The following is an 11,235-nucleotide window of genomic DNA, read 5'->3' on the forward strand; positions in this document are numbered from 1 at the left end:
TAAACGCGTTCGGCGTCGCTCAGGCGCGGCGCGGCGAGGTCGTGCAGGCCGAGCGCGGCCGAAAACGTATCGAGAGCGGCTGACATGGTCGATTCCTGGTGCGTGGCCGGCGCGCCTTCGCGCGCGGCCTGCGGGTTCGGTTCGGGGGCCGCGCCGGCCGCCGTGGGCGGCATGGGCGGCGGCGCTGTGTCCACGCGGGTCAGCGAGACCGCGCAGAATTTCAGTTCGGGTTGCAGCGAGACGGGATCGACGGCGTCGCTGGTCAGCGCGTTCACGCACAGCTCGTCGCCGTACACGTCGTTCCAGTGCATCGGCGCGAACGCCGCGCCCGGCTGCACGCGGTCGGTCACCACGGCCGGCAGCACCGCGCGGCCACGCCGCGAGCGCAGCTCCACGCTGTCGTTGGCCGAAATACCGAGCGCCGCCGCATCCTCGGGATGCACCTCGACGAACGGCTTGGGGTTCAGCTTGTTGAGCATCGCCACCTTGCCCGTCTTGGTCATGGTGTGCCACTGATGCTGGAGGCGGCCGGTGTTCAGCACGATCGGGAATTCGGCGTCGGGCAGATCGGCCGCGTCGCCGTGCGGGCGCGCGAAGAAGCGCGCGCGGCCGTTCGGCGTGGGGAACGCGAGCGCGGGCGTCGCGCCATCGTCGTGCGTCAGCAGCGGCTGGCTGACGCCGTCGTTGCGATAGCGGATCGGGTGGCGGTCGTCGCCGCCGCCGGGCGGGCACGGCCACTGGATCGGCGTGGCGCGCAGCGCGCGATGGCTCGCGCCGCGCAGGTCATAGCCCGTCTTCGGGTTCGAGAAGCGCACGATCTCGTCGAACACCTGCTCGGCCGAGGTGTAGTCGAACGCTTCGCGGAAGCCCATCTCGCGCGCCACCGCGGCCACGATCGCCCAGTCGGCGCGCGCGTCGCCGGGCGGCGCGATGGCCTGCTGCGCGAGCGTCAGGTTGCGCTCGGAATTGATCATCACGCCGTCGGCCTCGGCCCACAGCGCGCCGGGCAGCAGGATGTCGGCGTAGCGGTTGGTTTCGGTGTCGAGGAACGCGTCCTGCGCGATCACCAGCTCGGCCGCCTGCAGGCCGGCGATCGCGTTGGCGCGGTTCGCGACGGTGGCCACCGGGTTGGTGCAGATGATCCAGCAGGCCTTGATCTCGCCGGCCGCCATCTGCTTGAACATGTCGACGGTGCCGCCGCCGGCCGCCTTGCGCAAGGTGCCGGCCGGCAATTGCCAGAGGTCTTCCACGAACGCGCGATCCGCGTCGTCGAGCAGGCTGCGCTGGCCCGGCAGGCCCGGCCCCATGTAGCCCATCTCGCGCCCGCCCATCGCGTTCGGCTGGCCGGTCAGCGAGAACGGCCCGCTGCCGGGGCGGCAGATCGCGCCGGTGGCCAGATGCAGGTTGCAGATCGCGTTGGTGTGCCAGGTGCCGCGCGTGCTCTGGTTCAGGCCCATCGTCCAGCAGCTCATCCAGTCCGGCGCGTCGCCGATCATCTGCGCGGCGCGGCGGATCTCGGCCTCCGGCAGGCCGGTGATCGCGGCCACCTTGTCCGGCGTGTAATCGGCCAGGAACGCGGGCATCGCGTCCCAGCCTTCGGTGTGCGCGTCGATGAAGGCGGCATCCGTGCGGCCGTTCGCGTGCAGCAGGTGCAGCAGGCCGTTGAGCAGCGCGAGATCGGTGCCGGGCTTGATCTGCAGGAACAGCGAGGCCTTGTCGGCCGTGGTGTTGCGGCGCGGGTCCACCACGATCAGCTTCGCGCCGGCCTTCACGCGATCCATCATGCGCAGGAACAGGATCGGGTGGCAGTCGGCCATGTTCGCGCCGATCACGAAGAACAGGTTCGCGCGGTCGAAATCCTGATACGAGCCGGGCGGGCCGTCCGCGCCGAGCGAGAGCTTGTAGCCGCTGCCCGCGCTCGCCATGCAGAGCCGCGAATTCGATTCGACGTGCGAGGTGCGGATATAGCCCTTCGCGAGCTTGTTGACGAGGTATTGCGCCTCGATCGACATCTGCCCCGACACGTAGAACGACAGCGCGTCCGGGCCGTGCGCGTCGAGCAGCGCGCGCAGGCGGCGCGCGGTTTCGCGGATCGCGTCGTCCACCGCGAGCGGCGCCGGATCGTGCTCGCGCGCCGCGCGCAGGTAGGCGGTTTCGAGCCGCCCCGCGTGACGCAGCGCGACGTGCGCCGACGAGCCCTTGGTGCACAGCCGGCCGAAGTTGGACGGGTGCTCGGTGTCGCCCGACACCTTGACCACCTCGCCCGCCTCGACGTGCAGCACCATCCCGCAGCCCACCCCGCAATACGGGCACACCGTCTTGACGCTCGTGCCGTCCTTGCCGCTCATGCGCGCTCCATTCCGATGGCGCGACGGCTCAGGCCGTGCCGACCCACACGAAGCCGTCCTCGACGCGCGAGGCGTAGACGGCCACCGATTTCTCCGGCGCCTCGACGCATTCGCCGGTGCGCAGGTCGAAGTGCTGCTTGAACAGCGGCGAGGCCACCACCACGCGCTCGCCGAGGCTGCCCACCAGGCCGCGCGACAGCACGGCGGCGCGCGACAGCGGATCGATGTTGTCGATCGCGTAGATGCCGGTGGCGCCGTCGCGCGCCTCCACGCGGAACACGGCCACCTGGCCGCCGTTCACGAGCGCGCACACGCCCGTGTTCGGCACGATGTCGTGCAGTTGGCAAACGGGCGTCCAGTTCGTGGCGGAAGCGGGCGTCGGGGTCGATTGGGTTGGCATTGCGTACTCCTCGGTTCGGATCGTGCGTTCGGGCGGACGGCGGCGTTCAGGCCGTCGCGGGTTCGATGGCGGCGGCCGCTTCCCGCGCGGCGTCGGCGCGTTCGGCCTCGTTGGCCGGACGGATCTGGCCGCGCGCCTCGACGAACGCGATGGTCGCGTCGGCCGATTCGCTGTTGACGAAGTGACGGAAGCGGCGGCGCGTGACGGGGTCGCTCACGGCCTTCTTCCATTCGCATTCGTAGGTGTCGACCACGTGGGCCATCTGCGCTTCGAGTTCCGCGCCGAGGCCGAGCTTGTCGTGCACGACCACGTCGATCAGGTAGTCGAGGCCGCCTTCGAGGTTGTCGCGCCAGGTGCTGGTGCGTTGCAGCCGGTCGGCGGTGCGGATGTAGAACATCAGCACGCGGTCGATGTAGCGGATCAGCGTGTCGCGGTCGAGATCGGCGGCCAGCAGCTCGGCGTGGCGCGGTTTCATGCCGCCGTTGCCGCACACGTAGAGGTTCCAGCCCTTCTCGGTGGCGATCACGCCGATGTCCTTGCCCTGCGCCTCGGCGCATTCGCGCGTGCAGCCGGACACGCCGAACTTGATCTTGTGCGGCGCGCGCAGGCCCTTGTAGCGGTTCTCCAGATCGATCGCGAGGCCCACCGAATCGCCCACGCCGAACCGGCACCAGGTCGAGCCCACGCACGATTTCACGGTGCGCAGCGATTTGCCGTAGGCGTGGCCCGATTCGAAGCCGGCGTCGATCAGCTCCTCCCAGATCAGCGGCAACTGCTCGACGCGCGCGCCGAACAGATCCACGCGCTGGCCGCCCGTGATCTTGGTGTAGAGGCCGTACTTCTTCGCCACCTGCCCGACCGCGATCAGCCCTTCCGGCGTGACCTCGCCGCCCGGCATGCGCGGCACCACCGAATAGGTGCCGTCGCGCTGGATGTTGGCGAGGTAGTAGTCGTTCGAATCCTGCAGGCTCGCGTGTTCCGTCTTCAGCACGAACTCGTTCCAGCACGAGGCCAGGATCGAGGCGGCCGTGGGCTTGCAGATGTCGCAGCCGAGGCCCTTGCCGTATTTCGCGAGCAGTTCGCCGAAGCTGCGGATGCCTTCGACGCGGATCAGGTGATACAGCTCCTGGCGCGAATACGCGAAGTGTTCGCACAGATGGTTGTTGACGGCCAGGCCCTGCTTCTTCATCTCGGCCTTCATGACCTGCGTGACGAGCGGCACGCAGCCGCCGCACGAGGTGCCCGCGCCGGTGCAGGTCTTCAGCGCGCCGATGCTGGTCGCGCCGTCCGCCACCGCGGCGCACAGCTGGCCCTTCGAGACGTTGTTGCACGAGCAGATCTGCGCGGCGTCGGGCAGCGCGTCCACGCCGAGGCCCGGTTTGGCCGCGCCGTCCGCTTGCGGCAGGATCAGCGCTTCCGGCTCGGCCGGCAGCTCGATCGCGTTCAGCATCATCTGCAGCAGCGTGCCGTATTCGGCCGCGTCGCCCACCAGCACCGCGCCGAGCAACTGCTTGCCGTCGGCCGACGTGACGAGCTTCTTGTAGACCTCGCGCCGCCCGTCCGCGTACTGCACCACGCGGCAGCCCGGCGTCTTCGCGTGCGCGTCGCCGATGCTGGCCACGTCCACGCCCATCAGCTTGAGCTTGGTGCTCATGTCGGCGCCCGCGAACGTGCCGTCCTCGCCCGCCAGTTGCGCGGCCACCACGCGCGCCATCTCGTAGCCGGGCGCGACCAGGCCGAACGTCTGGCCGTTCCAGGCCGCGCATTCGCCGATCGCGTAGATGTCCGGGTCGCTCGTGCGGCAGGCGCTGTCGATCGCCACCCCGCCGCGCGGGCCGATGTCCAGGCCGCAGTCGCGCGCCAGTTGGTCGCGCGGGCGGATGCCGGCCGAGAACACGATCATGTCGGTGTCGAGGTGCGTGCCGTCGGCGAACTTCATGCGGTGCGTGCCCGCCTCGCCGTCGACGATCTCCAGCGTGTTCTTGCCGGTATGCACCTGCACGCCGAGCGCCTCGATACGGCCGCGCAGCATGCTGCCGCCGCCGTCGTCCACCTGCACCGCCATCAGGCGCGGCGCGAATTCCACCACGTGCGTGTCCAGCCCCATGTCGCGCAGCGCCTTCGCGCATTCGAGGCCGAGCAGCCCGCCGCCCACCACCACGCCCGAGCTGGCGCGCGCGCCGCAGGCCTGCATGCCCAGCAAATCCTCGATGGTGCGGTAGACGAAGCAGTCGTCGCGTTCGCGGCCCGGCACCGGCGGCACGAACGGCGACGAGCCGGTCGCGAACACCAGCTTGTCGTAGCCGATCGTTTCGCCGTCGGCCAGCGTGACCGTGCGCGCGGCGCGATCGATCGACGCGGCCGCCGTGCCGAGGCGCAGCGCGATATGCGGATGCGCCTCGAAGAAGCCCGGCGCGACCAGCGACAGATCGTCCGCCGATTTGCCCGCGAAGAATGCCGACAGATGCACGCGATCGTAGGCCGGGCGCGGCTCCTCGCAGAGCACGGTGATGCGCGGCGCCGTGTCGTGCGCTTGCGCCGCGAGGCATTCGAGCAGCTTGTGGCCGACCATCCCGTGACCGATGACGACGATGTTCATGATGGGTTCTCCCGAAATCCTGGATCAGTTGACGGCGTTCGCGGCCAGTGCGCTGGCGCGCAGCGCCGCCTCGCGGGCCATGTGTTCGGCGCTGAAGCGCACCGCGATCGCGCAGAGCGAGGTGACCAGCACCACCGCGCCGAGCACCGACAGCGTGGCCTGCACGTCGCCCACGCCCTTCATCAGGAAGCCCGCCGCCACCGCGCCCACGTTGCCGCCCGCGCCAACGATGCCGGCCACGCCGCCCAGCGAATTGCGGTCGACGAACGGCACCAGCGCGTAGGTCGCGCCGCAGGCCATGTGCGTGAACAGGCCGAACGCCACCATCGCCAGCACCGCCGTGCCCACCTGCGACGCATGCGAGAAGCCGAGCAGGCCGAGGCCTTCGCCGGCGATCAGCACCGCCAGCAGCAACGCGCGCACCGACAGGCCGCGACGCGCCGCCAGGTAATCGGACAGCACGCCGCCAAGCGCCCGCGCGAACAGCGCGAGCAGCCCGAAGATGCCGGCCGCAAGGCCCGCTTCCTTCAGCGAGAGATGGAAGTGATTGACGTAGTAGAGCGAGGCGATGTTGTGGATGAACACTTCCACGCCGAAGCAGGCGGCGTAGGTGGTGGCCAGCATCCACACGCGGTAGTTGCGCGAGGCCGCGACGAAGCTTGCCCAGCCGCCCTTCTTGCCGCTTTCCACGGTTTCGCCCTGCGCGCGCAGCGTCATCACGTCGCCGTGCGGCGTGTCCTGCGTGCCGCGCCAGTACGCCACCGCCATCAGCAGCATCGCGACGCCCGGCACCACCAGCGCCGCGCGCCAGGCCGAGTCGTCGCCGAGGCCGAGCATCAGCGCGGCCGACACGAACAGCGGCACCAGCGCCTGCGCCGCGCCCGCACCGGCGTTGCCCCAGCCCGCCGTGGTGGCGTTGGCCGTGCCCACCACGTTCGGCGCGAACATCACCGAGGTGTGGTACTGCGTGATCACGAAGCTCGCGCCCACCGCGCCGATGCCGAGGCGGCAGATCAGGAACGTCCAGTAATCGTGCGCGAAGGCCACCGCGATCACGGGGATCGCGCCGAGCACCAGCAGGCCGGTATAGACGCGGCGCGGGCCGAAGCGGTCGCACAGCGGCCCCACCAGCAAGCGCACCAGGATCGTCGCGGCCACCGCCGCGATGTTGATGTCGGCGACCTGGCCGGCATTGAGATGGAACTGCTTCGCGAGCAGCGGCATCAGCGGCGCGCAGGCGAACCATGCGAAGAAGCAGACGAAGAACGCCAGCCAAGTCAGATGAAACGCGCGCATCTGCACGGTGCGCAGGCTGAACAGGTCGATGCGGGTTGCCTTGTTGATCATATGGGTAGCCCAAAAACGAAAACGGCGTCCTGAGAATCCAGTCGAAAGACCGGATGCACAGGACGCCGTTGCCCAGAAAGCCCGTTGCCGGGCCGCTCAGTATTCGGTGTTGCGGTGATGCCGTATTGCGGAGCCCATCGCCGTTGATGCGCTCGAGCCATGCTTTGCAAGCGCCGTGCCAGCACTGCCCGATTGAGCACCGGCGCGGGTTTGCGGCGATTTGCGCCGCTGCGGCGCACGGCCGGCGCGTTGCGCGATGACGCACCGTCGCACAGATCTGGTGCGGCGCAGCACTGTGCGCGTGCGGCGGCGATGCACCGCAAACGGGTGCGGCTACGCGGCGCGGCAAAGCAGCGGCGGTTCGATCGCACGCTGCCGGGAACGCGCCGCGGCTTGGTTCGCCAGTGGCTTCGCGGCGCGGCGAACCCTCGTGAAACCAGCGTCGCCGCCCGCCCCGCTCGAGCTGGCACGCCGATTGCAATAAAGAGTAAGCACCGGCAACGATGTCGGCGCACGCAATACCGACGATTCGGGCCGCGCGGCGACGCAGCGGCCTCTCCGGACAACGGCGTCCCGAACGCCCGGCCGCACGGCCGGCGCGCGATGCCGTGCGGTTCCGGCGGCGCGCGCCGCGTCGTGCGCCTCACTGGAACGCAATACGAACATGACGAACCCCACTGGCAAGGTCACGCTGCTCGGCGCCGGCCCCGGCGATCCCGAGCTCCTGACGATCAAGGCGGCCCGCGCGCTCGCCGCCGCCGACGTGGTGCTGATCGACGATCTCGTCGATCCCGCCGTGGCGGCGTTGGCGCCGCAGGCGCGCATCGTGCGCGTCGGCAAGCGCGGCGGCTGCCGCTCCACCCCGCAAGCGTTCATCGAGAAGCTGATGCGCCGCTACGCGCTGCGCGGCCTGCACGTCGTGCGCGTCAAGGGCGGCGATGCGCTGCTGTTCGGCCGCGCCGGCGAGGAACTGAGCGCGCTGCACGCGGCCGGCATTCGCGTCGAGATCGTCAACGGCATTTCGTCCGGCTTCGCGGCCGCCGCCGAACTCGGCGTCTCGCTCACGCATCGCCGCCATTGCCAGGGCGTCACGTTCGTCACCGCGCACCTGCAGGATCACGGCGAGCCCGACTGGGCCGCGCTCGCGGCCGGCGGCACCACGCTGGTCGTCTACATGGGCATGAGCCGCATCGCCAGCGTGGCCGCCGGGCTGCTCGGCGGGCTCGACGCCGCCACGCCGGCCGCCGTGGTCGAATGGGCCGGCACCGCACGGGCGCGCCACTGGGCTGGCACGCTCGGCGCGCTGGCCAGCGGCCCCGTCGAGGCCGGGCTCGGCAGCCCGGCCGTGATTCTGGTCGGGAACGCGATCGGCGAGGCGCTGGCGATGCTGCCGCCGTTGCCCGCCGAAGCGACGCATGCGGGGGCGCTGTCCGATGCCGCTTGAGCGCCGTCCCGTGCTTCGCGCCATGCATGGCTTCATCGTGCGAACCTCGCGGCGCGCCGCGAGCCGCGCGCCGTTTCACACGTTGCCCCCCGCGCACCCCGACGCCCCGCTCGCCTCATGGGACTGAACGATTCCACCCGCCCGCTGCGCGTGCTGCTCGTCACCGATACGGACAAGCCGATCGGCGAGCTGCGCGACACGCTCGCGCGGCTCCATTACGAGATGCTCGACGAGGTCGCCACGCCGGCGCGGCTGCCCGCCGTGGTCGAGAAGGAACGGCCCGACGTCGTCATCATCGACACCGAATCGCCGTCGCGCGACACGCTCGAGCAACTGGCCGTGATGCACGCGCGCGCGCCGCGGCCCGTGCTGATGTTCAGCCCCGACGCCGACCAGCAACTGATTCGCGCGGCGGTGGGCGCGGGCGTCAGCGCGTATCTCGTCGAGGGGCTGTCGGCCGAGCGGCTGGCGCCGATCATCGAGGTCGCGCTCGCGCGCTTTTCGCACGACGAGGCGTTGCGCCAGCGCCTCGCCGAAGTCGAGAACGAACTCGCCGACCGCAAGCTGATCGATCGCGCCAAGCGGCTGCTGATGGAAACGCGCCGGCTCTCCGAACACGATGCCTATGCCACGCTGCGCCGCGGCGCGATGGATCAGGGCATCAAGATCGTCGAAGCGGCGCGTCAGCTGCTCGTCGCATCACGCAATTCCGATGGTGAAGCATGAACCAACCGACTTTTCCGCCGCCCGAACGCCGCGATGTGCGGCTCGGTTTCGTCGCATTGAGCGACGCCGCGCCGCTCGTCGTCGCGCAACGCCTGAAGCTTGGCGAGCGGCACGGCCTTGCGCTGACGCTCGAGCGCCAGCCGTCGTGGGCCAGCATCCGCGACAAGCTGCTGATGGGCGAGATCGACGCCGCGCATGCGCTGTACGGGCTCGTGTACGGCGTGCAGCTCGGCATCGGCGGCCCACGCGCCGATCTGGCCGTGCTGTCGGTGCTGAACCGCAACGGGCAGGCGATCACGTTCTCGAACCGGCTCGCCGATGCGTGGCGGGCCTCCGGCGATTTGCGCGCCGCGCTCGCCACGCTCGGCCGCAAGCCGGTGTTCGCGCAGACCTTCCCCACCGGCACCCATGCGATGTGGCTGTACGCCTGGCTCGCGTCGCACGGCGTGGATCCGCTGCGCGACGTGCGCAGCATCGTGATTCCGCCGCCGGGGATGGCCGATGCGCTCGCGTGCGGCGAGCTCGACGGCTTCTGCGTGGGCGAGCCGTGGAACGCCGTGGCCGAGGCGCAAGGCGCGGGCCGCACCGTGGCCGCCACGAGCGAGGTGTGGCGCGATCATCCCGAGAAGGCGCTGGCGTGCCGGCGCGAGTTCGCGGCGCTCTATCCGAACACGGCGCGGGCGCTGATCCGCACGCTGGTGGATGCCTGCGCGTGGCTCGATCTGCCGGGCAACCGCGCGAAGGCTGCCGAGTGGTTGTCGGCGCCCGACGCGCTCGACGTGCCGGCCGCGCAGATCCTGCCGCGGCTGGTGGGCGAATACGGCGCGGGGCCGTTCGCCGAAACGCCCGCGCCGGTGCGGTTTCACGACGGCGGCGCGACGAACCGGCCGCGGGCCGAGGACGGGATGTGGTTCATGGCGCAGTACCGGCGCTGGGGAATGCTGAGCGGCGAGCGCGACGACGCGGCGATCGCGGCGGCGGTGACGATGGGGGCGTTGTACGAGGAGGCGGTGGCGGGGTATGTGCCGCTCGCCAATCCCCGCGCCGTTTAGGTCGAACGCGCACCGAGAATCTGGACCGATGTATCGCCAACCCGCACGGGTATTGTTGGTGCATCGCGTCGTCGGGCACGGAATCGGGCAACGCGCCGCCCCTGAACGCGGCCGGGTGCGTCGACCGAACGCGGGTTCAGCGACCGTCCGGCTTCAACCGAAACAGAAAATCGATTTCGACCGATGCGCCTTTCGGCAACTGCGCCACGCCGACCGAGGTTCGCGTATGCACGCCGGCGTCGCCCAGCACGGCGTAGAGCACGTCGGATGCGCCGTCGGCCACTTCACTTTGCTTCGAGAAATCGGGCGCGCTGCGCACGAAAACCGAGATGCGCGGCACAGCCACGATGCTGTCGAGCGATCCGCAGTGATTCCGGATCAGCGTCAAGGCGCGTAACGCCGAAATGGCCGCCGCGCGGCGGGCGTCGTCGAGCGAGATGTCATCGCCCGCCACGCCGATGAAGCGAACCACGTCGCCGACACGCGGGATCTGCCCGGAAACATAGGCGAGATTCTCGTCCACCACGACTGGCCGATAATTCCCGCCGATCCTGATTTCCTCGGTCAGGGGAAACTGAAAATCGCTCGCGAGTTGCTGGAGCACGTCGAATCTGGTCATGGCGTCGCCTGGCGGGAAGGGATGTGGGGGACAGCTGGCGGAAGTGTAGCGCGCGTGTCCGACATGCTGCTTCGCCGCCGCCATTCCACCAACCCCCTCGCCGTCATGCGAGAATCCCCTCACCTCAAACCGATGCAGCGACCGCGGCGGCCGTCCGCGCGTCGCGCCAACTGCCCATGCGTTCACCGAAGGATTCCGGCGGGCCGCCGTCCATGGCGACAACCGCCCGCGCCACCCCGGACGAAGCCGCCGCCCATCGCGCCCGCGTCGACGCCTACACCCCCGACACCACCGGCGCACCGCGCCCCTACAGCCTGCGCCTGGCCGAAGCCGAAGGCTGGAGCCACGCCCATGCGCTGGCGGTGCTGCGCGAATACAAGCGCTTCGCCTACCTGGCCGTCGCGGCCGGCCACCCGGTCACGCCATCGAAAGCCGTCGATGCCGCCTGGCACCTGCATCTGCAATACACCCACGAATACTGGAACGTGTTCTGCGCCGGCGTGCTCGGCGCGCCGCTCCACCATTTCCCCGGCGACGGCCGGCCCGGCGAGGATGCCCACTACGACGGCCATTACCGGCAAACGCTCGACAGCTACCAGCGGATCTACGGCGAAGCGCCGCCGGCGGGGATCTGGCCGACCGGCCCGGCGCCCGCCGAGCGCAACACCGGCCGCCACGACGAACGCGCCGCCCCCGCCCG

The 11,235-nt window shown here is 70.3% G+C and carries 8 protein-coding genes and 1 pseudogene; 4 read left to right on the forward strand and 5 right to left on the reverse strand.

Annotated features, from left to right (window positions below):
- The 4 genes from G3N92_RS24705 to G3N92_RS24720 all read right to left on the reverse strand — a co-directional run.
- The coding region (locus G3N92_RS24705) for a nitrate reductase (RefSeq protein WP_206130222.1) at positions 1–2,348 on the reverse strand (2,348 nt) is incomplete at its 3' end.
- Positions 2,349–2,376: 28 nt separating this feature from the next.
- Positions 2,377–2,748 (reverse strand): nitrite reductase small subunit NirD, encoded by a 372-nt coding sequence (gene nirD, locus G3N92_RS24710; RefSeq protein ID WP_206130223.1) that lies wholly within the window; start codon positions 2,746–2,748, stop codon positions 2,377–2,379.
- 46 nt (positions 2,749–2,794) lie between these two features.
- Complete coding sequence (nirB, locus tag G3N92_RS24715) at positions 2,795–5,347, reverse strand: nitrite reductase large subunit NirB (protein WP_206130224.1); 2,553 nt, start codon at positions 5,345–5,347, stop codon at positions 2,795–2,797.
- Between the two features lie 24 nt (positions 5,348–5,371).
- Positions 5,372–6,694 (reverse strand): MFS transporter, encoded by a 1,323-nt coding sequence (locus G3N92_RS24720; protein ID WP_206130225.1) that lies wholly within the window; start codon positions 6,692–6,694, stop codon positions 5,372–5,374.
- A 664-nt stretch (positions 6,695–7,358) separates the two neighbouring features.
- Between G3N92_RS24720 and cobA the strand changes: the two genes are divergently transcribed.
- From cobA to G3N92_RS24735, 3 genes are all read left to right on the forward strand, one after another.
- Complete coding sequence (cobA, locus tag G3N92_RS24725) at positions 7,359–8,138, forward strand: uroporphyrinogen-III C-methyltransferase (protein WP_206130226.1); 780 nt, start codon at positions 7,359–7,361, stop codon at positions 8,136–8,138.
- Between the two features lie 117 nt (positions 8,139–8,255).
- Positions 8,256–8,864 (forward strand): ANTAR domain-containing protein, encoded by a 609-nt coding sequence (locus tag G3N92_RS24730; protein WP_206130227.1) that lies wholly within the window; start codon positions 8,256–8,258, stop codon positions 8,862–8,864.
- Positions 8,861–9,916, forward strand: a complete 1,056-nt coding sequence (locus G3N92_RS24735) for a CmpA/NrtA family ABC transporter substrate-binding protein (RefSeq protein ID WP_206130228.1) — start codon at positions 8,861–8,863, stop codon at positions 9,914–9,916. Before G3N92_RS24730 ends, G3N92_RS24735 begins: the two co-directional genes overlap by 4 nt.
- A 136-nt stretch (positions 9,917–10,052) precedes the next feature.
- Here G3N92_RS24735 and G3N92_RS24740 read toward each other — a convergent pair whose 3' ends face one another.
- Positions 10,053–10,535, reverse strand: coding sequence for a RidA family protein (locus G3N92_RS24740; RefSeq protein ID WP_206130229.1), 483 nt, complete (start codon positions 10,533–10,535; stop codon positions 10,053–10,055).
- A gap of 212 nt (positions 10,536–10,747) precedes the next feature.
- On the opposite strand from G3N92_RS24740, the pseudogene G3N92_RS24745 reads away from it, so the two are divergent.
- A pseudogene (locus G3N92_RS24745) lies at positions 10,748–11,235 on the forward strand (TIGR04222 domain-containing membrane protein); the annotation flags it as partial.

It is taken from the genome of Burkholderia sp. Ac-20379, from assembly GCF_017104645.1.
In the GTDB taxonomy this organism is placed as follows: Bacteria; Pseudomonadota; Gammaproteobacteria; order Burkholderiales; family Burkholderiaceae; genus Burkholderia.